General features: G+C 74.0%; 18 protein-coding genes and 1 pseudogene. 7 read left to right on the top strand and 12 right to left on the bottom strand.

Translation table 11 applies throughout. The annotated features are described in order from the left end of the window. Positions 1–187 precede the first annotated feature (187 nt). From HA039_RS19385 to HA039_RS19400, 4 genes are all read right to left on the bottom strand, one after another. Entirely contained in the window at positions 188–2,725 is a 2,538-nt protein-coding gene (locus tag HA039_RS19385; RefSeq protein WP_167031460.1) for a SpoIIE family protein phosphatase, read from the bottom strand. 149 nt (positions 2,726–2,874) lie between these two features. After that, positions 2,875–3,579, bottom strand: a complete 705-nt coding sequence (locus HA039_RS19390; RefSeq protein ID WP_167031464.1) for a hypothetical protein — start codon at positions 3,577–3,579, stop codon at positions 2,875–2,877. An 87-nt stretch (positions 3,580–3,666) separates the two neighbouring features. After that, positions 3,667–4,662 (bottom strand): N-acetylmuramic acid 6-phosphate etherase, encoded by a 996-nt coding sequence (murQ, locus tag HA039_RS19395; protein WP_167031466.1) that lies wholly within the window; start codon positions 4,660–4,662, stop codon positions 3,667–3,669. A gap of 70 nt (positions 4,663–4,732) precedes the next feature. Further along, complete coding sequence (locus HA039_RS19400; protein WP_167031469.1) at positions 4,733–5,653, bottom strand: MurR/RpiR family transcriptional regulator; 921 nt, start codon at positions 5,651–5,653, stop codon at positions 4,733–4,735. Positions 5,654–5,711: 58 nt separating this feature from the next. Here HA039_RS19400 and HA039_RS19405 point away from each other — a divergent pair. Together HA039_RS19405 and HA039_RS19410 are read left to right on the top strand one after the other, a co-directional pair. Then, positions 5,712–6,065, top strand: a pseudogene (locus HA039_RS19405) (hypothetical protein); the annotation flags it as partial. Positions 6,066–6,220: 155 nt separating this feature from the next. Further along, positions 6,221–6,490: a DUF4031 domain-containing protein gene (locus HA039_RS19410; protein WP_167031472.1), complete on the top strand. Its 270-nt coding sequence runs from the start codon at positions 6,221–6,223 to the stop codon at positions 6,488–6,490. Between the two features lie 11 nt (positions 6,491–6,501). On the opposite strand, the gene HA039_RS33615 is transcribed toward HA039_RS19410, so the two are convergent. The 5 genes from HA039_RS33615 to HA039_RS19440 all read right to left on the bottom strand — a co-directional run bounded on the left by HA039_RS33615 (position 6,502) and on the right by HA039_RS19440 (position 13,641). Then, a complete protein-coding gene (locus HA039_RS33615; RefSeq protein ID WP_208298651.1) occupies positions 6,502–7,860 on the bottom strand; it encodes a glycosyltransferase in 1,359 nt (452 codons plus the stop codon). A gap of 146 nt (positions 7,861–8,006) precedes the next feature. Next, positions 8,007–9,101, bottom strand: coding sequence for a thaumatin family protein (locus tag HA039_RS19425; RefSeq protein ID WP_167031475.1), 1,095 nt, complete (start codon positions 9,099–9,101; stop codon positions 8,007–8,009). A gap of 108 nt (positions 9,102–9,209) precedes the next feature. Continuing rightward, positions 9,210–10,451: a Cmx/CmrA family chloramphenicol efflux MFS transporter gene (locus HA039_RS19430; protein ID WP_167037134.1), complete on the bottom strand. Its 1,242-nt coding sequence runs from the start codon at positions 10,449–10,451 to the stop codon at positions 9,210–9,212. A gap of 131 nt (positions 10,452–10,582) precedes the next feature. Continuing rightward, a complete protein-coding gene (locus HA039_RS19435) occupies positions 10,583–11,254 on the bottom strand; it encodes an HD domain-containing protein (protein WP_167031478.1) in 672 nt (223 codons plus the stop codon). A gap of 35 nt (positions 11,255–11,289) precedes the next feature. Then, positions 11,290–13,641, bottom strand: coding sequence for a heavy metal translocating P-type ATPase (locus tag HA039_RS19440; protein WP_167031481.1), 2,352 nt, complete (start codon positions 13,639–13,641; stop codon positions 11,290–11,292). 115 nt (positions 13,642–13,756) lie between these two features. On the opposite strand from HA039_RS19440, the gene HA039_RS19445 reads away from it, so the two are divergent. Next, on the top strand, positions 13,757–13,927 hold the full coding sequence (locus HA039_RS19445; RefSeq protein ID WP_167031484.1) for a hypothetical protein: 171 nt from the start codon (positions 13,757–13,759) through the stop codon (positions 13,925–13,927). Positions 13,928–14,000: 73 nt separating this feature from the next. Continuing rightward, positions 14,001–14,705, top strand: a complete 705-nt coding sequence (locus tag HA039_RS19450; RefSeq protein ID WP_167031487.1) for a copper homeostasis protein CutC — start codon at positions 14,001–14,003, stop codon at positions 14,703–14,705. Positions 14,706–15,097: 392 nt separating this feature from the next. Here the strand turns inward: HA039_RS19450 and HA039_RS19455 are convergent, their stop codons facing one another. Beyond that, entirely contained in the window at positions 15,098–17,212 is a 2,115-nt protein-coding gene (locus tag HA039_RS19455) for a HelD family protein (RefSeq protein ID WP_243869576.1), read from the bottom strand. A 354-nt stretch (positions 17,213–17,566) separates the two neighbouring features. Here HA039_RS19455 and HA039_RS19460 point away from each other — a divergent pair, with 354 nt between their 5' ends. Beyond that, positions 17,567–17,770 carry a hypothetical protein gene (locus HA039_RS19460; protein WP_167031489.1) on the top strand — a complete coding sequence of 68 codons (204 nt, stop codon included), beginning with the start codon at positions 17,567–17,569 and terminating at the stop codon, positions 17,768–17,770. Positions 17,771–17,822: 52 nt separating this feature from the next. Beyond that, positions 17,823–19,160 (top strand): glycosyltransferase 87 family protein, encoded by a 1,338-nt coding sequence (locus tag HA039_RS19465; protein WP_243869578.1) that lies wholly within the window; start codon positions 17,823–17,825, stop codon positions 19,158–19,160. Here the strand turns inward: HA039_RS19465 and HA039_RS19470 are convergent. Then, positions 19,118–20,761 carry a DNA repair helicase XPB gene (locus HA039_RS19470; RefSeq protein WP_167031494.1) on the bottom strand — a complete coding sequence of 548 codons (1,644 nt, stop codon included), beginning with the start codon at positions 20,759–20,761 and terminating at the stop codon, positions 19,118–19,120. The genes HA039_RS19465 and HA039_RS19470 overlap by 43 nt on opposite strands. 290 nt (positions 20,762–21,051) lie before the next feature. Between HA039_RS19470 and HA039_RS19475 the strand changes: the two genes are divergently transcribed. Then, positions 21,052–21,690 carry a VanZ family protein gene (locus HA039_RS19475; RefSeq protein WP_425086364.1) on the top strand — a complete coding sequence of 213 codons (639 nt, stop codon included), beginning with the start codon at positions 21,052–21,054 and terminating at the stop codon, positions 21,688–21,690. A 58-nt stretch (positions 21,691–21,748) separates the two neighbouring features. Here HA039_RS19475 and HA039_RS19480 read toward each other — a convergent pair whose 3' ends face one another. Further along, positions 21,749–24,307 carry a helicase-associated domain-containing protein gene (locus HA039_RS19480; RefSeq protein WP_167031500.1) on the bottom strand — a complete coding sequence of 853 codons (2,559 nt, stop codon included), beginning with the start codon at positions 24,305–24,307 and terminating at the stop codon, positions 21,749–21,751. Positions 24,308–24,386: the final 79 nt, after the last annotated feature.

Genomic DNA, 24,386 nt, shown 5'->3' on the forward strand with positions numbered 1-24,386 from the left:
TTCTGGCGCGAGCGGGCTGAATGGTCACGCACGAGTCCTCTCAGGCGGGGCCTCCGCCGTGGCGGGGCGGGCGCAGCGGCGTCCTGTCGCGCACGCTAAAGCGTGATCACCCTTCGTATCAAGTTCGTCATGCTGGGTGAACGTTCGTCCGATTCCGAGGCGCACGTGCTGGCCCGCACCGGCCCGGTCACGCGCCCAGCGGCAGTTCCAGTTCCGCCCAGACGATCTTGCCGCCGGGGGCCGTGCGGGTGCCCCAGCGGTGGGAGAGCTTCGCGACCAGGAAGAGGCCCCAGCCCTTCTCGTCCTCGGCGCGGGCGTGGCGCAGGCGCGGGGAGCGGTCGTCGGAGTCGAACACCTCGCAGACCAGGGCCCGGTGGCGGATCAGGCGGAGCCGGATGGGGCCGGCGCCGTACCGGATGGCGTTGGTGACCAGTTCGCTGACGATGAGTTCGACGGTGGGCGCCAGTTGGCCGAGCCCCCACGAGGAGAGCTTGGCGACGGCCAGCGCGCGGGCGTTGGAGACCAGCGCCGGGTCGGTCGGCAGCACCCAGGTGACCACATGGTCCGGGGGCAGTGAGCGGGTACGGGCCAGCAGCAGCGCCACGTCGTCCTGGGACGGGGCCTTCGACACCATCGTGCCGACCACCTCCGCGCACACCTCGTCCAGCGGGGTCCCCCGGCCGCCGGTCCTGGCGAGGGACGCGCCCAGCCGCCCCAGCCCCACGTCGATGTCCGCCTCGCGGGTCTCCACCAGGCCGTCGGTGTAGAGGGCGATGACACTGCCCTCCGGCAACTCCATCTCGACCGACTGGAAGGACAGCAGCCCGAGCCCGATCGGCGAACCTGCGGGCAGCTCCGGGAAGGTGACGGTGCCGTCCGGGAAGACGATCGCGGGAGGCGGGTGGCCGGCGCGCGCCATCGTGCAGCGCCGCGTGACGGGGTCGTACACCGCGTACACGCACGTCGCGCCCATCACGGGCGTGCTGAAGTCCTCGTCGCGCGGCTCCGCGTCCTCCTCGGTGAGGCGTACGACCAGGTCGTCGAGGTGGGCGAGCAGCTCGTCCGGCGGCAGGTCCATGTCCGCCAGGGTGTGCACGGCCGTGTGGAGCTGCCCCATCGTCGCCGCCGCGTTGATGCCGTGCCCGACGACGTCACCGACCACCAGGGCGACCCGGCCGCCGGACAGCGGGATCACGTCGAACCAGTCGCCGCCGACGCCGTCGTGGAGGTCCGCGGGCAGGTACTGGGCGGCGACGTCCACGGCGTGGCCGCCCGACAGGTGGCGGGGGAGCAGGTTGCGCTGGAGGGCGAGGGACGCCGTGCGCTCGCGGGTGTAGCGCAGCGCGTTGTCCAGGCTCAGGGAGGCCCGCGCGGCCAGCTCCTCGGCCAGCAGGAGGTCGTCCCGGCTGAACGGGGTGATGGTGTCGTTACGGCTGAAGACGACGACGCCCAGGATCGTGCCGCGGGCCCGCAGCGGGACCACGATGATCGAGTGGACCCCGGTCTCCTCGATGACCCTGCGCCGCCCGGGATCGTTCTCGACCCAGGTGCCCGGGCCGGTCCTGATGATCGGCTCGAACTGCGACTTCCCCGTGGTCATCGCGGACATGAAGGGCGAGACCGTGGGGACGTACACGGCCTCCCCGATGGACCACAGGGACTCGGGGTTGCCCTCGTGGATGGACGCGACCCCGCAGCGCCGGAAGACCGGGACCGTACCGTCCGCCGACTCCAGCCGCTCCAGCGGCTCCCCGCCGAGCGGCAGCGCCTCGGTGAGATCGACGCTGGTGTAGTCGGCCAGGAGCGGCACCGCGACGTCGGCCAGCTCCTGGGCGGTGTGCATGACGTCGAGCGTCGTCCCGATCCGCGTACCCGCCTCGCTGAGGACGGCGAGGCGCTCGCGGGCCCAGCTGCTCGTGATGTCCACCGCGATGGAACACACCCCCAGCGGGCGGCCGTCCAGCCCGTCGAGCCGGAAGAACGACGACGAGAAGGCCCGCTCCTCGTGCAGGTCCTGGGCGATCCAGCGGAACTCGTGGTCGATGACCGGGGTGCCGGTCCTGAGCACCTGGAGCATCGCCGCCTCGACCGCGTCCGTGTCGAAGCCCGGCAGCGACTCGGTCACGCGGAGGCCGATGCGCTCGTGGCGCAGGACGCCGCTCTGGCGCTCGACCGTGCTGTTGAGCCAGACGCAGCGCAGGTCGGTGTCCCAGATCGACAGCCCGATGGGGGCGCCTTCCAGGAGGGACCTGACCACCACGCCGTCCCGCGTGGGCCGGAAGGACGACGCGGAGAGCGGGGCGGCCGAGACGAACCAGTCGGTACGGCCGTCGGGGCCGGCCAGCGGGGACGCGTGGAGGGTGACGTGGACGCCGTGCCCCTCCTGGTGCCGCAGCTCGACCAGCTCCGACCAGGGCTCGCCGGCGCGGACGCGTGCGGGCCAGGTGGGGACGAGGGGGTCCGGGGCGCCGCTCCGGTCGGCAGGGCTGTCCTGGAGCAGACGGGTGGCGGAACGGTCCACCACGTCGGCCGCCCGGTACCCGAGCAGCTCCTCCGCGGCCCGCGTCCAGCCGATGACGGCCCCCCGCGCGTCGATCACGGCCACGGCCGCGCCCACCACGTCGAGGGCCGTCTGCGCGGGGCCGTCGTGCGGGGACCCTGACGCCACCGGGCGGCCGTCGTCACCGGGCACCGTCGCTCCGGTGCCGCCCTCGGCATCGACCATGAGTGAGACCCCATCCGCACGCAAATATCCCTTATCGCATGGTTTCACACTTCCCCGTGAGGGGGTGGGGGACGTGGGCCCGGGCGATCCCGGGCGGTCCCAGGCGGTCCCGGGCGGTACGGAGGGGGCGGGGCGTGCGGCCGGGCAGGTCAGGGGCGGGGTTGTACGAGCCGCGCGGCGGTCGCGTACAGGGTCAGCGCCGAGCCGAGGCCGGGCAGCAGCGTCCACAGGGCCGGTGTCGAGGTCAGGGGCGCGAGGAGCAGCGCGGCGACGGCGAACAGGCAGAGTGCGGCGCCGGTGAGGTGGTAGAAGCGGACGCCGAACAGCCCGGCGAGCGGGAAGAAGTGCAGCCCGACGGCGAGGGCGATGACGGCGGGAACGGCCTCGGAGTGCCCGGTGGCGCCCAGGACGCGGGCGATCACGAAGATCGCCACGATCTCGGCGCCGAGGACGAGGAGGAAGCGGCGCCCGGCGGCCCGCTTCACCGCCGGGGTGAGGTCCGTGTCCTCCGGCGCGCCCGCCGCCCGCCGGGTCATCCGGGCGGCGAGCACGGCGAACACGACGGTGAGCACGGCACAGCCGGCGAACACCGCCCGGCCCGCGGTGACGGGCAGGCTCCCCACGCCGCCGGCGCTCCACCCGAGGGCGAAGCAGGCCATGACGCCGACACCGGTGGCCCGCCCGCGCAGCTCGGCGCGGTGGAGGACGCGGGGGGCGGTGGGGGCGGTGGGGGTGGTGGGGTTGTCGGGGCCCGCGGTACGTACGAGACCCGGCGCCCCTGCCGTACCCGCCGCCCCGACGACCCCCGCCGCGTCCGTCGTTCCGTTCGTCGTGCCGACCCGTTCGCCGTCCATCGTGATCCCCCCTGAGCTGTGCCGGCGGTGCGTCCGCCGCCCTCCTTGTAGCGCAAGGTGCGTGGTCCGGGCAACGGAAATGACCGGTCAGGCGGTGCGGGCCGCCTTCAGGGCCGCGCGCAGGTGCCCCCGGGACTCCGCCAGGAGCGACGCGGCGCCGGGGCCGTCGACCTCGCCGAGGATGGTGAGGATCGCGGGCTTCACCTCTCCGTCGGTGGCCGCGAGGGCCGCCTCGATCTCCGGGTCGGACGCGCCGGTGGCCAGCGCGACGATCCGCCGCGAGCGGGCGCGCAGCTTCTCGTTCGACGCGCGGACGTCGACCATCAGGTTCCCGTACGTCTTGCCGAGCCGGATCATCGTGATCGTCGAGATCATGTTGAGGACGAGCTTCTGCGCCGTACCGGCCTTGAGGCGGGTCGACCCCGTGAGCAGTTCGGGGCCGACGACCACCTCGATGCCGTGCTCGGCGGCCGCCGCCAGCGCGCTGCCCGCGTTGCACGACAGGCCGAGGGTGAGGGCGCCGAGGCCGCGGGCGTACTCGACCGCGCCGACCGCGTACGGGGTCCGGCCCGACGCGGAGACGCCGACCACCGTGTCGTCCGCGGTCAGCTTGAGTGCCGTCAGGTCGGCGGCGGCCAGCTCCTTGGAGTCCTCGGCGCCTTCGACGGACGTCACCATCGCGCCCGGCCCGCCCGCGATCAGGCCGACGACCTGCTCCGGGGCGGTGTTGAACGTCGGAGGGCACTCGCTGGCGTCCAGCACCCCCAGCCGCCCCGCCGTGCCCGCGCCCGCGTAGATCAGCCGGCCGCCGCGCGCGGCCCGCTCGGCCACGGCGTCCACGGCGGCGGCGATGAGGGGCAGTTGGGTGGCGACCGCGTCGGGGACGGTGCTGTCCTCGCGGTTCATGATCCGGGCGATGTCGAGCGTGGGCAGCTGGTCGATCTCGGCCAGCTCGGGCCGGAACGCCTCGGTGGTGAGCGCGTCGAGCTGCGCGCGGAGCTCGCCGTACGTGCCGGAAGAGGATTCGCCGTACGTGCCGGAGGAGGAAGGGTCGGGAGCGGAAGGGCCGGAGGTCGAGGTCATGAAGAAGCGGCTTTCTTCTGCGGGTGGGGGTGCGGGGAGGGGCCTTCGCGTGGGGCAGCGGGTGGCTGGGTCAGCGGGTGGTGCGCGGGCTGTGGCGGTGCGCGAGCGCCTCGTACGACGCGGACAGTGCGGGCGCCGCCGTCTCGTACGTACGCTGCGCCACGCCTATGAACAGGCAGTCGACGACGAGCAGTTGGCTCGTACGGCTGGACATCGCCGCCGGGCGCAACTCGCTCTCGCGGGCCGTGGAGGTGGTGAGGAGGTGGTCGGCGTACTGCGAGACGGGGCCGTCCGGGCGGCCGGTGATCGCGACCGTCGTCGCGCCCCGGTCGAAGGCGACCCGCAGCGGCTCGATCGCGTCCCACGTGGAGCCCGAGTGGGTGATCGCGATCGCCACGTCACCGGCGCGGAGCTGGACGGCGTGCGTGACGGCGAGATGCGGGTCGCTGTGCGCCTGGGCGACGAGGCCGATGCGCGACAGCTTCTGTACGAGGTCCATCCCGACGAGCGCGGAGGCGCCGACGCCGTAGATGTCGATGCGGCGCGCGGCCGCCGCCGCGGCGACGACGGCGCCGAGCTGGACGGTGTCGAGGGCGGCGGCGGTGTCGGCGAGGGTCTGCTGCTCGTCGTACGCGAGCTTCGCGACGACGTCCGCGATGGGGTCGTCGACCGTGATGTCGGCGGTCACGGCGGGCGCCCGGCCCGACTGCTGCTGGGCGGCGAGGCCGGCGAGCGCGAGGCGCAGGTCCCGGTAGCCGGGGTAGCCGAGGAGGCGGGCGGTGCGGACGACGGTCGCCTCGCTCGTGCCGGTCAGCTCCGCGAGGCCGGTGACGGTGAGCGCCGCGCAGCCGGCCGGGTCGCCCGCCACGGCCTCGGCGACGAGCTGCATGGACCGGGTCATGGAGGGCGCGAGGGTCCGCACCTTGGCGGCCAGGGCCGCGGGCGCGGGCGGGGCACCGGCGCTGAAACTTTCCTTCACGTCCCGAGTCATCCCTGAAAGGTATTTTCGCCCCCCGCCGGTGGTCAAGCCCGTGGAGGACAATGTGGGGATGGACGAAGTGAACAACGCGCTGGAGCAGGCGCTGCACGGCGCCAGGGCCCTGGTCCTGGCCGACCTCTCCGCGGCCGGTGTCGCGGAGGCCGGGATCGTGTCGCTGGTGGAGGACGCGGTGTCGCACCGCCGCTGGTGGGTGGAGCAGTGGCCGGAGGGCGCGGGGTTCGTGGCGGGGCTGGTCGCGCAGGACGTCCAGGACGCCCTGCTGGAACGTTACGGCCGCTGGCCCCTGTGCCCGGTGTGCGTGGCGGTGGAGCCGCACGCCCTGGAGGTGGAGCCGGAGCTGGGGGCCGATCCGCACTGGGTGTGCGCGAAGGAGGCGGTGGTGGTGGCGCCGGTGGGCGGGCTGAGCGGGTCGAGCGGGGGCGGGACGACGGGCGGGGGGCCGTTCGGCGGGCGGCTCGGCGGTCCGTACGAGGGGCCGTTCGAGGAGCCCTTCGGCGGCCCGGCGGACGAGCCCTCCGACGACCGCTCCGGCGATCCCTCCGACGGGACGGACACCCCGTGACCGTCTACATCGACCCGCCCACCTGGCCGGGACACGGGCGCATGTGGTCGCACCTGGTCAGCGATGTGTCGTTCGACGAGCTGCACGCGTTCGCCGCGTCGATCGGCTGCCCGCCGCGCGCGTTCGAACGGGACCACTACGACGTGCCCGCGCACCGCTACGAGGACGCGCTGGCCGCCGGGGCGGTACGCGTCGGCTCGAAGGAGCTCGTACGGCGCATCACGGAAGCGGGCCTCAGGCGCCCGAAGGGCCGCCCGGCGGCTTGAGGAGGGGCGCCTCAGGCGTGGACACGCCTCCCCGCGTACGCCACCAACCGGTCCACGACCTCCCCAGGCCCCGGCATCGCGGCGATCTCCCCGGCGACGACGGCCGCCCGCTCCCGGAACCCCTCGTCCCCGGTCACCGTACGGAAGGCGTGCCGTACGGCGTCGGCGGACAGCCCGCCCGCGTTCGCCGCCTCGCCCGGATCCGCCAGCAGCCCCACGCGGGCGCGGACCACCTGCGCCGCGATGTCGTACTGGTCGGCCGCGAGCGGCGCCACCACCAGCGGGAGCCCGTGCGCGACGGCCCCGAGGACCGTGCCCGCCCCCGCGTGGCAGACGACGAGGTCCACGTACGGAAGCAGCCGCTTCTGCGGGACGTACCGCTCGATCCGTACGTACGGCGGCTGGCCCGCGAAGCGCGCCGGGTCACCGTTCGTACCGACCGTCGCTACGACGTTGACGCGCTCGCCGTGCAGCGCCCGGACCATCGTCTCCAGGACGCCGGGCAGGTTGCCGTGACCGGTGCCGAGGGTGACGTACACGGTCTTCTCGAAGGGCAGGTCGTCGAAGAGCGCGGGCCGTTCGCCCGGCTCGGGCGTGAGGTGCTCGGCCCGCAGGGGCCAGCGCTCGGCGAACTCCCACCCGCCCCCGGACCCGCCGCCCGGCACGGTGTCGTCGGGACGCATCCCGACGGGCCAGATCTCCAGGCAAGGCACCCGGTCGAGCCGCTGACAGGGCCCGTCGCCCGTCGCCCGCCCAGCCCCGCTCTCGCGCTCGTCGCCTGTCGCCTGCCCGACCCCAGGCCCGAGCCCCTCGCCCGTCGCCCGCCCGGTCCCAGGCCCGCGCCCGTCTCCAGACCCCGGCCCCGGCCCGGCCCCCGGCCCCCGGCGGCCCGTCACGACCTCCTCCACCGCCCGCCAACCCGGCTCGGCGAAGGCGGCGGAGCGGGGCGGCCCGAAGTCCTCCAAGACGTACGGGACGCCGGCCAGGGCGGCGGCGATCACCCCCGCCCGCTCGGCGGGTCCCGCGACCACCAGGTCGGGGCGCCAGGCGCGGACCACCTCCACCACGTCCTCGGCCATCTCGGCCGCCGCGATCTCGATCAGCCCGTGGACCAGCAGATGCCGTACCCGCTCCTCCGCCGACAGCCCGGCGAGCACGGCGGCCGGGTACGAGCGCCGGTAGCGCCCGGCCGACTCGGCGAAGGGCGGCCCCGCGGCGACGGCGGGCAGGCCGAGCGCCTCGGGATGCCACACCCCGTCGGGACCGGTCACGAAGAGGACCTCGTGCCCGCGGTCCCGCGCGGCGGTCACCAGGGGGAGCATGGGCGCGAGGTGGCTGTGGACCGGCACGGACGTGAAGAGCAGACGCATGGGACACCCTTCCGGTGGCTCGGGGTTCCCCGACCCGCGCGGCCCCTGCCGACCCCCGCGGCCGCCCACGTACCCCTACGTCACCACGCTAGCCCGCCCCTCACCAGGCGTCGCGCGGACAGCCCGTCACAGCAGTCCCGCGCACCTCACGTGGTGACCCCGAAGGTCACCCGGTAGTCGCAGGATCCCTTGCAGGGCATGGTCGCGGAGTCGTCGAAGGCGTAGGAGTACGCGTACGGCTCGGCCCGCTTGAACACCTGCGTGTAGTCGACCGGCCAGCGCGAGGGCACGCAGTTCTCGCGGCCCGCCCACTCGTCCTCGCAGCAGTACGTCTTGCCGCCGAACGCCGTGCACGGGTTCGTGCAGCCGACGACCCGCCCGCCGGCCGTGAACCGCATCTTCTCCGGGCACGCGACCGGCTTCGTGCAGCCGGCCGCCACGCATCCGGAGGCGCTGACGGGGTCGGTGGTGTCGCCGCGGGTGATGTTGATGTACATCGGCAGGTTGGAGCCGTCGACCATGCTCACGTCGTAGAAGTCCATGGCCCCGGGCTTGGGCGCGCTCAGCGCGAACTCGGCGAGCGTCGCGGGGGTCGCCCCGCTGCCGGTGCACTGGAAGCCGCCCGCGCAGTCGCCGGTCTCGCAGTGACCGTTCCCCGCGCCGTCGAAGGAGCAGCCGGTACGCCCCCAGAACCGCCCGACCCACCCACTGGGCACGTCGACCGACACCCGCTGCCCGGGGGCGAGCTTCCAGCCGGTGGCGGCGAGGGGGTGCTCGGGGCTGCCGAGGGCGGCGACCCAGACGGTCTCGCTCTCCTTGTTCACGAACGAGACAACGCGGGTGTCGGCGGTACCCCGCCTCTCGACCCCGCCCGCGCTCTCCTGCCCCCCGGAGGCGCCGACCTTGCTCTTCCGGGGCCCAGCCGACTCACCCCCCTCAACCTTCGCCGCCCCCGTCTTCGCCGCCACCGCCTTCTTCTTCGGCTTCGGCTTCGAAGTACCGGACACGGACGGCGAAGGACTGTCCGCGGGAGCCGACGCCGAGACGGACGGCAGCACAACCGTCGGCGACGCCTCGGGCACCCCGGCGGACCGTACGGAGTCCACGCCCGCCCCGCCCCCGAACAACGAGGACCACGTCAACGCCACCACCGCGGCCCCCGCCACCACCACCCCGGCACCCCCGGCCCACCACCCCCGCCCGCTCCGAGTCCGTTCCGCCCGGTGCCGCGTTCCCGCCATCGCCGTACCTTCCACCGCTCGCCGATACGCGGGCCCCGAAGGAGCCCCCGTATCGGAGACGGCGCCAACCCCCACCGACAACAAAAACCGAACCCCCGGCCTCCACACTCACTCGTCCGCGACGAGCCGGGTCCCGGCCTCCTGCCGCGTGCCGAGCGCCGTGGCCTTGGGTGCGAGGTGTGAGCCCGTGATGATTTCGCTTGTCGTGCGGCGGTGGTGGTGGAGGGAGAGTGCGGCCAGGGCGACCGCCAGGGCTGTCATCGCGGCGCCTGCCCAGGCCGTGGCCGCGTAGCCGAGGTTCGCGTCGATCACTCTGCCGCCGAGCCAGGGGCCGCTGGTGTTGCCGAGGTTGAAGGCCGCCGTGGAGGTGGCGCCGGCCAGGGTGGGGGCCGCCGCGGCGAGGTTGAACATGCGGGCGCTGAGGGCCGGGGCCGTGATGAAGGCGGAGAAGCCGAGGAGGAGCGCCAGGGGGACGACGACGGCGGGGTGGGAGGCGGTGAGGGCCAGGGTGGCCAGGAGGATCGTGGACGCGCCGATGCCGCCGAGGAGGACACCGAAGGGGTGGGCGTCGGCGAGGCGGCCGCCCGTCGTCGTACCGGCCAGGGCGCCGATGCCGAAGAGGGCCAGTACGGTCGGGACCCAGCCGCTGTCCAGGCCGGACACGTCGGTCAGGAGCGGGGCGAGGTACGAGAACGTGCAGAAGATGCCGCCGCCCGCGAGCGCGGTCAGGGCGACGGCCAGCCAGACCTGGCGGTCGGCGTAGAGGGAGAGTTCCCGGCGGACCCGCGGCTTCTCGGCGGGGAGGGGGATGCGGGGGATCAGGGCCAGTACGCCGGCGAGCGCGACGGCGGAGGCCGCGGCGACGGCCCAGAACGCCGAGCGCCAGCCCAGGTGTTCGCCGAGGAACGCGCCGGCGGGGACGCCGAGCACGTTCGCGAGGGAGAGCCCGCCGATCATCACCGACATGGCGCGGGCGCGCGCGGTGACCGGGACCATCGCGACGGCCACCCCGGCGCCGACCGCCCAGAACCCGGCGCAGGCGAGGGCGCTCACGACGCGCGAGGCGAAGAGGATCCCGTACGTCGGGGCCAGCGCGCCCGCGACCTGGCCGAGGCCGAAGACCGAGATCAGGGCGACGAGGGTGGTGCGGCGCGGCAGCTTGAGCGTGGCCACGGCCAGCAGGGGCGCCCCGATCACCATGCCGATGGCGAAGGCGGAGATGAGGAGTCCGGCCGTGGGGATGGACACGTCCATGTCGTCGGCGATGTCCGGGAGGAGGCCGGAGAGCATGAACTCGCTGGTCCCGAGGGCGAAGACGGACAGACCCAGGGTGTGGACGGCTATCGGCATACGGGACTTGGGCGGCTTGGGCACGGCAGGTCACAACGCGGGGACTGTCTGTGGCATTCCCATCCGTGGCATTCCCGTTCGTGGCACTCCCGTTCGTGGCTGTCGCGGTGGGCCCCGTGACGGTACGGGGGCTACGCCGTCAGCGTGCGCAGCTCCGCCGCCAGGTTCCTGCGGGCGCGGGCCTCCCACTCCAGTTCGCCGTGCGGGGTGCGGAACAGGCGCGGCAGATCGAGGAGTTGCTCCAGGATCGCGGCCCGGCCCGCCCGGAAGTCGGCCTCGGGGATGAAGCCGTACTCCTCGCGCACGGCGGCCGCGTACGCGTCGTACGTTTCCGGGGGCGAGCCGAGGACGGCGAGGTCCGCGTCGCACAGGACGGCGCCGTTGCGGTCGTCCTCGGCGGCGGCGTGGGTGGTGGTGAGGCGGACGAGCCGGGCCACCTCGTCCGTGCCGTCCTGGCTCAACCCGGCCTCGGGCAGGGCGAGTTCGGCGAGACGGGCGGAGCGTTCCTCGTTCTCCGAGCGGTCCGGGCGGTAGACCGCGTCGTGGAACCAGGCGGCGAGGCGGACGAGGTCCGGGTCGTCGGCGTACCGCGCCAGCGTGTCGACGTGGTCGAGGACCGCGCGGAGGTGGTCGACGGTGTGGTACCGCCGCTGGGGCTCGGACCAGCGGGTGAGGAGCTGGTCGGCGTAGGGGTACGGGTCGCGGATCTCCGCCCCCTGGGCCGCTTCGCGCAGAGTGGTGGCGAAGCGGTCCCGGAGGGCGGGTCCTGGCGTGGCGTCCGGGCCGTGGTCGAGGTCGGGCATGGGGCGACCATACGACCCGGGGCGCGGCGGGCGCGTCAGGAGGGCCTGTCCGCGGTGGGCGACAGGGACGTGAAGCGGCGCAGCCGCAGGCTGTTGCCGACGACGAAGACCGACGAGAACGCCATCGCCGCGCCGGCGATCATCGGGTTGAGGAGTCCGGCGGCGGCCAGCGGCAGCGCGGCGAGGTTGTACGCGAAGGCCCAGAACAGGTTGCCCCTGATGGTGTTCAGGGTGCGGCGGGCCAGGCGGACGGCGTCGGCGGTGGCCCGCAGGTCGCCCCGTACGAGCGTCAGGTCGGCGGCCTCGATCGCCGCGTCCGTACCCGTACCCATGGCGAGTCCCAGGTCGGCCTGCGCGAGCGCGGCGGCGTCGTTGACCCCGTCGCCGGCCATGGCGACGGTCCTGCCCTCGGCCTGGAGCCGCTTGACGACGCCGACCTTGTCCTCGGGCATGACCTCGGCGATCACCTGGTCGATGCCCACCTGGGCGGCGACCGATTCCGCGACGGCCTGGTTGTCGCCGGTGAGCAGGATCGGTGTCAGGCCCAGCGTGCGGAGCTGCCGTACGGCCTCCGGGCTGGTCTCCTTGATCGCGTCGGCGACCTCCAGGAGGCCGCGCGCCTCGCCGTCCCAGGCCACCGCGATCGCGGTGCGGCCCGCCGCCTCGGCCGCCTTCCTGGCCGTCTCCAGCGACTCGGGGAGGTGGATCTCCCATTCGGCGAGGAGCCGCACCCGGCCCACGAGGACGGCGTGTCCCTCGACGACGCCCTGGACGCCGAGGCCGGGGAGGTTCGCGAAGTCCTCGGGGGTGGGGAGCGTGCCGGCGCGGGCGGTGGCCGCCTCGGCGACGGCGCGGGCGAGGGGGTGCTCGGAGGCGTGCTCCAGCGCGCCCGCCAGGCGCAGGACGTCGCGCTTGTCCGTACCGTCCGCGCTGTGGGTGGCGAGGAGCGTCATCCGGCCGGTGGTGACCGTGCCCGTCTTGTCGAGCACGATCGTGTCGACGCGGCGGGTCGACTCCAGCACCTCGGGGCCCTTGATGAGGATGCCGAGCTGGGCGCCCCGCCCCGTACCGACCATCAGGGCGGTCGGGGTGGCCAGGCCCAGCGCGCAGGGGCAGGCGATGATCAGCACGGCGACGGCGGCGGTGAAGGCGGCCGCCGCGCCGGCCCCGACGCCCAGCCAGAAGCCGAGCGTGGCGAGCGCGAGGCCCATGACCACCGGGACGAACACGGCCGAGATCCTGTCGGCGAGGCGCTGGGCGGCGGCCTTGCCGTTCTGGGCGTCCTCCACCATCCGTGCCATACGCGCGAGTTGGGTGTCGGAGCCGATCCGCGTGGCCTCGACGACCAGCCGGCCCCCGGCGTTGAGGGTCGCGCCGGTGACGGCGTCGCCCGCGGAGACCTCCACCGGGACGGACTCGCCGGTCAGCATGGAGGCGTCCACGGCCGAGGAGCCCTCGACGACCGTGCCGTCGGTGGCGATCTTCTCGCCCGGCCGTACGAGGAAGCGGTCGCCGACCGTCAACTGCCCGGTGGGGATGACGGTTTCGAGGCCGTCGCGCAGGACGGTGACCTCCTTCGCGCCCAGCTCCAGCAGCGTACGGAGGGCGGCCCCGGCCCTGCGCTTGGCGCGCGCCTCGAAGTAGCGGCCGGCCAGGAGGAAGGCGGTGACGCCCGCGGCGGCTTCGAGATAGATGTTCCCGGAGCCGTCGGAGCGGGAGAGGGTGAACTCGAAGGGGTGGGTCATGCCGGGCATGCCCGCCGTACCGAAGAACAGGGCCCAGACCGACCAGAGGAACGCCGCCGACGTGCCGAGCGAGATGAGCGTGTCCATCGTGGCGGCGCCGTGCCGGGCGTTGGTCCACGCGGCGCGGTGGAAGGGCCAGGCGGCGTAGGTGACGACGGGGGCGGCGAGGGTGAGGGACAGCCACTGCCAGTTGGTGAACTGGAGGGCGGGGATCATCGCCATCGCGATGACGGGGACCGAGAGGAGGACGGCGGTGATCAGGCGCTCGCGGAGGGGGCGCAGGGCGGCGTCCTCCTCGCCGCTTTCCTTCCCGGCCTCCTTCCCGGCTCCCTTCCCGGCCTCCGCCGCGGATTCCTGCGGGGAGGCGGTGGGCGCGGGCGGATCGGGTACGGGTTCACGGGCGGTGTAGCCGGTGGCTTCGACGGTGGCGACGAGGTCCTGTACGGAGATGTCGTCGCCGCGGTAGCTGACCTTGGCCTTCTCGGTGGCGTAGTTCACCGTGGCCTCGACGCCGTCCATGCGGTTGAGCTTCTTCTCGACGCGGGCGGCGCAGGAGGCGCAGGTCATGCCGCCGATGAGGAGTTCAACGGAGACCGGCGCGGTCGCCTCGGTGCCGGTGTCGCTGCCCTGGGTGACGTTCATGACGGGCGGCTCCTTGTCGTCGTCGGCGGACCCTGACTCTTCATGTATACCCCCTACCCCTATCCAGAAGATACCCCCGAGGGGTATTTTCTCGACCATGGACCTCAGGATCTGGATGAGCACGACGAGTACCAAGGTGCGGGTCGCCGCGTTCGTACTGGCGCTGGCGGCGGCGTTCGGGGGCGCGTACGGGATCGGGGCGGCGGTCGGGCCGCTGCCGGCGTCCTCGGGGGGTGCGGAGGAGCCGCACGAACCCGGGCACGGTACGGATGGCGTGATGCGGTGATGCGCCGGGGTGGGGCCGCCCCTTAGGCTGGATATTGGACTAGACCTGTCCACCTACCTAGGAATGGGGCCCGATGAGCAAGCGTGCAGTCCTGGAGGTGATCGCTCTCGACGCGGAGGACGCGGTCGCCGCGCGGAGCGGGGGCGCGGACCGGCTCGAACTCGTCACCGACATGGCGGCCGACGGCCTGACCCCGCCCCGGGAGACGTTCGCGAAGATCCGGGACGCCGTCGACATCCCCCTCCGGGTGATGCTGCGGCTGTCCGACGGCTTCGCGGCGGGCGGCGCGGACGGCGTGGAGGCGCTCGTGGACGCGGCGCGGGGGCTGCGGGCCGAGGGCGCGGACGAGTTCGTCTTCGGCTTCCTCGACGAGGACGGGACGCCGGACCTGGTGACCGTCGAACGGCTGGTGGCGGAGCTGGACGGATGCCGGTGGACGTTCCACCGGGCGATCGACCGGGCCGTCGACCGCGACGAGCTCCGCAAGCAGCTCGCGGACCTGCCGGGGCTGGACACGTTCCTCACGGCGGGGGCCGCGGAGGGGGTGGACCAGGGCCTTCCGACGCTCCTCGCCGAGGCGGTGGCCTCCGGCCGGGGGGAGCCCGGCTACGGGGCGTGCTTGCTGGTCGGGGGTGGGTTGCGGCTTTCGCATGTGCCGGCTTTGCGGGCGGGGGGTGTGGAGGCGTTCCATATCGGGGGGGCGGCGCGCCCCTTCGGTTGGGGCGGTCCGGTATCGACGGCGTCGGTCCTCTCGTGGCGCGAGGCACTGGACGCGTAACGCCGCGCGCCGACGACTTGTCCTCAATCGCCGAACGGGCTTCGGGGCCGGTGGGCCGCGCGGGTCAAAGACGTCCTCAATCGCCGGACGGGCTGGAGGAGGTTGCGGTCGGGCGTGACCGTTGCGGTCAAAGATGTCCTCAAACGCCGGACGGGCTTGATCAGGTTGTCTTGACGTGCGCCTGGAAGGGGGGCGGGCAGGGGTCGTGTCCGGAACGTAGAGCGTGTTTTGTGTCGCGTGATGGGGGTTGCCGTCAACAACTGGTTGCGCGCGACGTAAAACATGCAGTGCAGGACACGACCCCTGCCCGACCCCCGGCGACAACCCGCACACGGTCACCGGCCCGCAGCGGCACAATCAAGCCCGTCCGGCGATTGAGGACAAAGCGGCCCTCAGGCGCGCAGCGCCGGCGGTAGCGGGGTCGCGTGGAGGACCGACAAGCCTGACACCGCCCTCGTCAGCGCGACGTACAACCGGCGCAACCCGGTGCGTTCGTCCGGCTCCCCCGACACCACCGCCGCCGGCTCGTCCAGGACCACGTAGTCGTACTCCAAGCCCTTCGCCAGCGACGCCGGAACCAGGGTCAGGCGGGCCTCCGCCGTCGTCTCCTCGCCGGGCGAGAGGTACGGCAACCCCGCCGCGTCCAGCAAACCCGCCAGCAACGGAATCCGGGCGTCCGCCGCGATCAGCCCCGTCGAGCCCTCGTGCGTCAAGGACTCGACGCACGCGGCGACGACGGCCGCCCCCAGCGCGAGCGGGTCGACGACGCGGCGTACCGACAACGACCCCGGCGACTCCCGCACCGACTCCACCTCCGCCAACCCCGGCGAGATCAGCGGCAGCAACCGCGACGCGTACGCGATCACCTCACGCGGCACGCGGAAACCGGCCGTCAGCTCCTCCACCACCGCGTCCGACTTGCCCAGGTGCCGCAGCGCGTCCGCCCAACTCGCCGTCGCCCACGGCGTCGTGCCCTGCGCCAGGTCCCCCAGGACCGTCGCCGACCCCGTCGAGCAGCGCCGGCCCACCGCGCGGTACTGCATGGGCGAGAGGTCCTGCGCCTCGTCGAGCACCACGTGCCCCAACGAGTGCGTACGGGCCACGAGATCGGCCGCCTCGTCGATCAACACCGCGTCCGCCGCCGACCACTTGGCCGCCCGCACGCTCCGCGCCGGCTTCGCCCACAGGATCGCCCCCTGCTCCTCGGGCGTCAGCAGACCCTCCGCGTGCGCCGCCAGGAACTCGGCGTCCGACAGCAGCCGCAGCACCAGCTTCGCCGGGTCGACCGGCGGCCACATCGCCTTCACGGCCGCCTTCACCGCGGGGGTACGCGCGACCGCGTCCTGCACCCGGTCGTCCGGCGCCTCGCCCGCCTCCTCCATCCGGACGAGCACCGCGTGCGCGATCCGCTGCGGCAACGCCTCGTGCGCGGCCCCGTACCGCATGTCGCGCTCCAGCAACTGCCGTACCAGCTCCTCCAGTTCGTACGCGGGCACCCGCCAGCGCCGCGAACCGCGCACGACCACCACCGGCTCGGTCGGCAGCGTCACGTGGGAGCGGATCGCCCGCCGCAGCACCTCGGCCATCCGCGCGTCGCCCTTGACGACCGCCGTGCCGGCCGGGTCCGTGCCCCGTACCTCCACCGCGGCCGAGGTGACCAGGCTCTCCACCGTCGCCTGCTTCACCTCCAGCTCGCCCAGCGCGGGCAGCACCTGCTCGATGTAGTGGAGGAAGGACGCGTTCGGCCCGATGACCAGCGTGCCGGTGCGGGCGAGCCGCTCGCGGTGCGCGTACAGGAGGTACGCGACCCGGTGCAGGCCGACGGCGGTCTTGCCGGTGCCCGGGCCGCCCTGCACGCACACCGTCCCGCCGAGCCCGCTCCGTACGATCTCGTCCTGCTCCGGCTGGATCGTCGCCACGATGTCGCGCATCGGCCCGACGCGCGGACGCTCGATCTCGGCCTGGAGCAGCTTGCTGGTCGTCGCGGCCTCGGTGGGGTCGGAGAGGTGCTCGTCCTCGTACGCCGTGAGCTCGCCGGCCGTGTAACCGAAGCGCCGGCGCAGCCCGACGTCGTGCGGGTCCTTCTTGGACGCCCGGTAGAACGGCTGCGAGACCGGCGCGCGCCAGTCCACCACCATGGGGTCGCCGTCGGCGTCGTGGACGTGCCGGCGGCCGATGTAGAAGCGCTCGCCCTCGGCACCCTCGGCCTGGTCCGCGCCGACGACGTGCAGGTAGTCGAGCCGGCCGAAGAAGAGCGGGGTGTGGGAGAGGTCGGCGAGCGCCTTGATGCGCTCCTCGATCTGGGCCTCCAGGACGGCGGCGTTGACCCAGTTCGCGGTGACGTCGCGGATGTCGAGCGACTGGACGTCCTCGCGCATGGCGCGCAGGGCGGCCCGGGACGAGCTGAGGTGGGCCCGCTCCCGCCCGAGCGGGTCGGCGTCCGGTGCGGGGAGGTCGGGGAGGTCGGGGAGGGCGGACTCGGGGGGTTCGGGGTCGTGCGCGGACACGGTGTTGCCTCCGGGCTGTACGCAGGCCGACGGGCCGCGCTCCCGCGGAGCCGAGGGGCTACGGGGCGGCGGTGTCCGGTCGGCGTGGATCACGTCATGGCAGCCGCCCGGTTTCCGTCCGGGCGGCGGCGCTCCGCGAGGGAGGCGGAGGCGGGCAAGAGGGGAGAGTGTAGCCAGCGGGTGGCGGGGAGGCGAATGCGTTTCGGCCGCGAGGCAGGTCCCCCGGCCCCCGCCAGGGCGCCCGCGCTGGTCCTCCCGTAGGGGATCCCCTATATCCCGAGTCGTACGACGGGTCGCCCAGGATTCCGTCCGGAGGGCGACGCGGTTCGGGGGGCAGCGCGCGACCATGGACATATGAGTACAGCGACGTTCATCCCGCCCCGCGCCCCACACGGCGCCTCACTCTCCGGCGCGACCGCCACCGGCGCCGTGCCCCACCCCGCCCACCACGTGGGCAACGCCCTGCGCGCCGTCAAGGTGTACGTGACGACCGCGTTCGGCGTCGCCGTCCTCGGTGAGTACTGGGAGGAGGCCGGCGTCGTCCGCCGACGCCTCTGACCCGACCGGCACCCGGCGGAACCGTTCCCCCTGATCCACTAGGGTCGCGGCCGTGACCACCCGGACCGTGACCGCCCGCTCACTCGTCGCGGTCGGCGTGCTCGCGCTGTCGTTCGCGGCCTTCGCCACCCTCTGCCTCGCGCGCCGCGTCCCCATGGCGGACACGCTCGTCTACCGGGCGGAAGGCGCCGCCGTCGTCGACGGCACGGACCTGTACGGATTCACGGTCACCCAGTGGCGGCTGCCCGCCACGTACCCGCCCTTCGCGGCGATCCTCTTCGTACCGACCACCTGGCCGCCCGTCGGCGTCCTCAAGTGCGCCTTCGTCGTCGGCAACCTCGCGCTCCTCGCCCTGCTCGTACGCCTCTCCGGCCGATTCGCCGGCCTGCGGTACGGCGGCCCGTACGGCCCGGTCCGCCCCGCCCCGTACGTCCTCCGGTACGTCCTGCCGATCGCCCTCCCCGTCGCCGCGGGCCTGGCGCTCTGGCTCGAACCCGTCTTCCAGACCGTCCTCTTCGGGCAGATCAACCTCGCCCTCGCCTGCCTCGTCCTGTGGGACCTCTCCCGGCCCGAGCACGCCGTCGGCAAGGGCTTCGCCCTCGGCGTCGCCGCCGGGGTCAAGCTGACCCCGGCGATCTTCCTCGTGTACCTACTGGTGACCGGGCGGGTACGGGCCGGCCTCACCGCCCTCGCCTCCCTCACCGGCACCGTGCTGCTCGGCGCGCTGGTCCTGCCCCGGGCCAGCGCCGACTTCTGGACCCGCCGGGTCTTCGAGACCGACCGGGTCGGCAAGGCGTGGATCGTCGACAACCAGTCGCTGCGCGGCCTGCTCTCCCGCGTCCTCCGCACGACGGACCCGGGCCCGGTCTGGGCAGTGGCCGCCGCGCTCACCGCCGCCGCCGGCCTGTGGCTCGCGCGCCGCGTCTTCCTGCGCCACGGCCTGGAGACCTGGGGCGTCCTGGTCACCGCCCTGACCGCGCTGCTCGTCTCACCGATCAGCTGGTCGCACCACTGGGTCTGGTGCGTACCGCTGCTGGCGGTCCTGATCGCGGAGGGCCACCACCGTACGGCTGCGGCGGCCGGTGTCGTGTGGACGGCCCGCACCCTCTGGGCCGTACCGCACCGGGGCGACCTGGACCTCCGACTCCCGTGGTGGCAGCAGCCGTTGGCCTCGCCCTACCCCCTGGCGGCGCTGGCCCTGCTGGCCTGGATCGCGCGCCGGACGGCCGACGCGCCCCTCAGCCCCGCCCCCCGACAATCTGCCCCCCGGCACCCCACCCCCCGACCACCCACGCCCCTACACACCGCCCCCGAACACCCCGCCCCCCAACACCCGGCCCCCGCCACTCAGTTCCCCGCGAGCAGCTCGTCCGCGTCCACGATCCGGTAGGCGTACCCCTGCTCCGCCAGGAACCGCTGCCGGTGCGCCGCGAAGTCCTGGTCGATCGTGTCCCGCGCGACCACCGAGTAGAACCGCGCCTCGTGCCCGTCCGCCTTCGGCCGCAGCACCCGCCCGAGGCGCTGCGCCTCCTCCTGGCGCGACCCGAACGTGCCCGACACCTGGATCGCGACCGTCGCCTCCGGCAGGTCGATCGAGAAGTTCGCCACCTTCGACACGACCAGCACCGAGATCTCGCCCTGCCGGAACGACTCGAAGAGCTTCTCGCGCTGGGCGTTGCTCGTCTCGCCCTTGATGACCGGCGCGTCCAGATGCTCGCCCAGCTCGTCGAGCTGGTCGATGTACTGGCCGATGACCAGGGTCTGTTCGCCCTTGTGCTTCCGGACCAGCGCTTCCGTCACCTTCCGCTTCGTGGCGGTCGTCGCGCAGAAGCGGTACTTCTCCTCCGTCTCGGCGGTGGCGTACGCGAGCCGCTCGCTGTCGGTGAGGTTGACCCGTACCTCCACGCAGTCCGCGGGCGCGATGTACCCCTGTGCCTCGATCTCCTTCCACGGCGCGTCGAACCGCTTCGGCCCGATCAGCGAGAAGACGTCCGACTCGCGGCCGTCCTCCCGGACGAGCGTCGCGGTCAGCCCGAGCCGGCGCCGCGCCTGGAGGTCGGCGGTGAACTTGAAGACGGGCGCGGGCAGCAGGTGCACCTCGTCGTAGAGGATCAGCCCCCAGTCGCGCGAGTCGAACAGCTCCAGGTGCGGGTAGACGCCCTTCCTGCGGGTCGTGAGGACCTGGTACGTGGCGATCGTGACCGGCCGGATCTCCTTGCGCGTACCGCTGTACTCGCCGATCTCCTCCTCGGTCAGCGTCGTGCGCTTCACCAGCTCGTGCTTCCACTGGCGGGCCGAGACGGTGTTCGTGACCAGGATCAGCGTCGTCGCCTTCGCCTGCGCCATCGCCCCCGCGCCGACCAGGGTCTTGCCCGCGCCGCAGGGCAGCACGACCACCCCGGAACCGCCGTGCCAGAAGCCCTCGACGGCCTGCTTCTGGTACGGGCGCAGGGCCCAGCCGTCCTCCACCAGGTCGATCGCGTGCGCCTCGCCGTCCACGTACCCGGCGAGGTCCTCGGCCGGCCAGCCCAGCTTGAGGAGCGTCTGCTTGATCTGGCCGCGCTCGGAGGGGTGCACGGCGACGGTGTCCGGGTCGAGCCGCGCGCCGACCAGCGGGGCGACCTTCTTCGACCGGAGGATCTCCTCCAGGACGGGCCGGTCCGTGGAGGTCAGGACCAGACCGTGGGTGGGGTGCTTGGACAGCGTGAGGCGGCCGTAGCGGGCCATCGTCTCGGCGACGTCGACGAGGAGGGCGTGCGGCACGGGGTAGCGGGAGAACTCCACCAGCGCGTCGACCACCTGCTCGGCGTCGTGCCCCGCGGCGCGGGCGTTCCACAGGCCGAGCGGGGTCAGCCGGTACGTGTGGATGTGCTCGGGCGCGCGCTCCAGTTCGGCGAACGGCGCGATGGCCCGCCGGCAGGCTCCGGCCTGGTCGTGGTCGACTTCGAGCAGCAAGGTCTTGTCGCTCTGGACGATGAGGGGTCCGTTCACAGCTGCGCCCTTTCGGTCTTTCCTTGGGCCGTCACTCTTTGTGCCAAACGACCAGTGTCGCTCATACCGGGCCGATCCGGGGGCGGGCCCGTCCCCGGCGGCGGATTCCCGGTACCTCCGCACCGGGTCGCCCGGACCCCCGTACCGGATTCCCGGGACGATCCGAGGGCGTGCGGGGGACTGTCCCGGCCAGGTCTGGGCACCTGGCTCCTATGACCGCTGAGACGAGCAAGCCAGGGCCGGACAGAGCCGCCCCGCGACGGATTTCCTGGGGTCGGGCCGTACTGCGGGTGATCATTCTGGTGGTCGCCTTCCTGGCCCTCGTGGCCTTCTCGGCGGTGCTGGCGGACCTGACGCTGACGCCGTCCCCGGCCTCGGCGGAGATCGCGGGTTCCAACCTGCGGCCGGGGCACTCGCTGCGGCAGTACGCGGAGGACTACACGTTCCTCGCCGCGTGCAAGCAGATCGGCGGCAACATCGTGATGGGGATGCCCTTCGGGCTGATCCTGCCGGTGCTGATGCCGCGCCGGCTGCCGATGCTCCGCGTGGTCGTCCTGACCGCCGTGGTCATGGCGCTGGTGGAGCTGGCGCAGGGCTCGATCGTCCAGGGCCGCGCCTTCGACGTGGACGACGTGATCCTGAACACCTCGGGCGCGCTGCTCGGGTACCTGCTGCTGGGACGCCGGATCGGCCGCCGGTTCCACGCGCTGGGCGTACCGGAGCCGCTGCCCGCCGCCGAGCCCGCGCCGGTGGACGGGCCGGCCCCCGCGACGCGTACGGAGAAGGCGCGCCCCTCGGGGAGGCGGACGCTGCCCAGGTCCCGCCCGAGGACACAGCAGAAGCCGAAGCTGACACCGATGGCCAAGGCCGAGGAGAAGCCGAGGGCCAACTGGAGCGAGCGGCTCGTACGGCTGGGGCGCCGCACCTAGAACAGGTGACGGACCGGTCAGGGCGCCGGGCGGGCTTCGCGGCCCGCCCGGCGCTCCGTCATGCCGTGTCGTCGGCCAGTTCCGCCACACCCGTGATCCGGTGCAGCGGGTACGTACGGACCTCGTCGGCCGTGTGGTCGTACGCCGTCACGAAGCCGCCCTCGACCCGCACCGGCGCGATCACCCGCTGACTCGCCGCGCCCTCCGCGTTGACGTACCCGATCCAGAGCGCCGACCCGGTCATGGCGGCGGCCTGGACCGTGGCCAGGGTCTCCGCGGACGTCGTACGCGGCAGGTCGCCCCGCCGGGAGGCCGAGGCGGCCGTGTGCGCCGCCGACGCGGACACCGCCCGCGCCCGGGACCGCGAACCCGCCGGTTCCGGGACGGTCTTGTGGACGACCGTCGCCGCCAGGTCACCGGCCCGGATCGCCCGTACCGCCGCGCCCAGCAGCGTCGCGTCCGGCACCGGCGGACCGTCCGGCACCGGCGCGGGCGCCGTCCGGGCCGGGGTCCGGTGCGCGTGGGCCCGGGTGATCAGCACGTCCCCGTCGGCGGACTCCGCCGCCGGTGCGAAGCCCATCGCCCGCAGTCCGTCCAGCAGCGTCGACGGGTCCGCCTGGGCTGCCAGGACCGTGGGTGCCAGCCGCCGCAGCCGCATCCCCTGCGACCGCCGGTCGGCGACGATCTCGTCGAGCACCGCCTCGTCGTCGCAGCGCACGTACGCGTTGGCCGAGCCGACCCGCAGATGGCCGTGCTTGCGGGCCACGTCGTCCACCAGGTAGGTGAGCGGCTGCGGCACCGGCGTCCGGCTGTGCGCCTTCAGGAAGTCGTGCAGGCCGGTCGCCGACTGCCCGGCGTCCAGCGCCCGCCGTACGGACGCCGGGGTGAAGCGGTAGACGGTCGCCCCGCCCGTCGACTCCACCTCGGCGGCCACCGACAGCAGTTCGGCGAGCGGCCGCAGGAGCGGGCCCGGCGCCACGGCCGTCAGGTCCGCCTGGAGCAGCACGTGGTCCAGGGGCTCGGGCAGCAGCGGCCTGAGGGCCTCCGCGGCGCGCAGGCCCGCGGCGGCCAGTTCGGCGGGGCTGGTGGTGATGCCCTCGGCGGGGTCGCCCAGGGCGTCGAGCAGCGCGCGGGCGTGCGTGGAGAGCGCGCCCCGGCCGGTGAGGCCGAGCAGCTCCGCCTCGTTCAGCGTCCAGGCCGCGAGGCGCCCGCGCAGGTCGTCGGGGCGGCCGGCGGCGGAGGCGCCGCGCAGCGGGCGTTCCCAGCGAAGCCGGGCCATCAGCGACTCGGGGTCGGGCGGGGTGCCCTCGGGGAGCGTGGCGAGCAGGTCGAGGATCCGGCGGCGCACCTCGGGCGCGGGGCCGCGGTCCAGGTCGGGGCCGAGGGCCGCGAGCGTCCGGCCCTTGGAGTCCTGGCCGCCGACGAGGCCCGCGGTGCGGGTCGCGGTCAGCCAGGCGACGGCGAGCCGCGCCCAGCGCTCGGGGGAGGGCAGCTCCTCCCACTCGTCGTACGCGGGGGTGGGCGCGTACCGCTCGTCGGCCTCGCCGTCCGCCGCCAGCAGCCCCGCCGCGTAGGCCAGTTCGACCCAGAAGGCGGCCAGCGGCTCGGTGACGCCGAGGGCGGTGGCCGTGCGCTTGAGGTCGCGTACGGACAGGCCGCCGGCCCGCAGGACGCTCGGGCCGCCCTCGTTCCAGTCCTTGGCCAGCTCCTCGATCGTGGCGAGGGCGGTGTACGCCTGCCCGGCCGCCGTACCGTCCACAAGCTGTGGACGGGCGCCCGAGCCCGGCTCGCTCGTCCGGGGCGCGACGGGCGGCGCCTCCGGCTCGACGACGCGGTGCGCGCGCCCGGCGCGCAGGTGCAGGGCCACCTCGCGCGGCAGGACGACCGTGCGGGTCGTCGCGGGCAGCAGCAGGCCGCGGTCGCGCAGCCACTGCACGGGCGGGGTGGGGCTGGAGGTGACCTCGCCGTACGGCGGCCCCCACACGAGCCGGTCCAGCACGGACAGCGCCTCCATGGGCGCGGTGTCCAGCAGGGCGGCCATGCGGGTGCGGTCGGTGAACAGCTCGGTCAGCGCCGCGACGGCGGAGACCGGGTCGTGCGTGGACGGCAGCCAGGCGGCCGTCAGGATCTCCTGGATCCGGCCCGGCGACATCCCGGCGGTGGCCTCGGCGACGGTCGGGCCGAGGCCGGTGGGGGACGGGTGGGTCGGCGAGGGCGCGAGCAGCTCGCGCGCGGTACGGACCAGCCGCAGCCGCGTGTCGCTGCCCCAGATCAGCGCCTGGTCGCGCAGCCGGCCCACGGCGGCGGGCAGGGCGCGCTCGATGCGCGCGTCGCCCTCGTCGCCGGTCAGGAGCGCCCGGAGCGTGTCGTACGGCGCGGGCTCGGGGGCGACGGCGAGCGCTTCCGCCGTCTGGAGCGTGAAGCGGTCGAGCCGCTCCAGCGCCCGGACGACGGAGGCGCGGGTGCCCGCGCGGGTCGCCAGCTGGGAGAGGTCGTTGGGCACGGGATTGAGCAGATCGGGTCGGGCGCGCAGCAGCGCGGTGAGGGAGTCGTCGCCCCGGGTGCGCAGGGCCTCCGCGAGTGTGCGCGGTGGCGTACCGCCGGTTCCTTCTGGCACGTGCGCCTCCTGCTCAGGCTTGGCGGGTCCCCATCCGTCCCACGTTAGCCCCTGAGGAGCGGTCTGCCGTGCCCCCGGG

The sequence above is a fragment of the Streptomyces liangshanensis genome, assembly GCF_011694815.1.
Taxonomy (GTDB): Bacteria; Actinomycetota; Actinomycetes; order Streptomycetales; family Streptomycetaceae; genus Streptomyces; species Streptomyces liangshanensis.

Coding starts and splice junctions, on each gene's coding strand:
- HA039_RS19385 (WP_167031460.1), bottom strand. CDS start 2,725: ATGGTCGATGCCGAGGGCGGCACCGGAGCGACGGTGCCCGGTGACGAC.
- HA039_RS19390 (WP_167031464.1), bottom strand. CDS start 3,579: ATGGACGGCGAACGGGTCGGCACGACGAACGGAACGACGGACGCGGCG.
- murQ (WP_167031466.1), bottom strand. CDS start 4,662: ATGACCTCGACCTCCGGCCCTTCCGCTCCCGACCCTTCCTCCTCCGGC.
- HA039_RS19400 (WP_167031469.1), bottom strand. CDS start 5,653: ATGACTCGGGACGTGAAGGAAAGTTTCAGCGCCGGTGCCCCGCCCGCG.
- HA039_RS33615 (WP_208298651.1), bottom strand. CDS start 7,860: ATGCGTCTGCTCTTCACGTCCGTGCCGGTCCACAGCCACCTCGCGCCC.
- HA039_RS19425 (WP_167031475.1), bottom strand. CDS start 9,101: ATGGCGGGAACGCGGCACCGGGCGGAACGGACTCGGAGCGGGCGGGGG.
- HA039_RS19430 (WP_167037134.1), bottom strand. CDS start 10,451: ATGCCGATAGCCGTCCACACCCTGGGTCTGTCCGTCTTCGCCCTCGGG.
- HA039_RS19435 (WP_167031478.1), bottom strand. CDS start 11,254: ATGCCCGACCTCGACCACGGCCCGGACGCCACGCCAGGACCCGCCCTC.
- HA039_RS19440 (WP_167031481.1), bottom strand. CDS start 13,641: ATGAACGTCACCCAGGGCAGCGACACCGGCACCGAGGCGACCGCGCCG.
- HA039_RS19445 (WP_167031484.1), top strand. CDS start 13,757: ATGAGCACGACGAGTACCAAGGTGCGGGTCGCCGCGTTCGTACTGGCG.
- HA039_RS19450 (WP_167031487.1), top strand. CDS start 14,001: ATGAGCAAGCGTGCAGTCCTGGAGGTGATCGCTCTCGACGCGGAGGAC.
- HA039_RS19460 (WP_167031489.1), top strand. CDS start 17,567: ATGAGTACAGCGACGTTCATCCCGCCCCGCGCCCCACACGGCGCCTCA.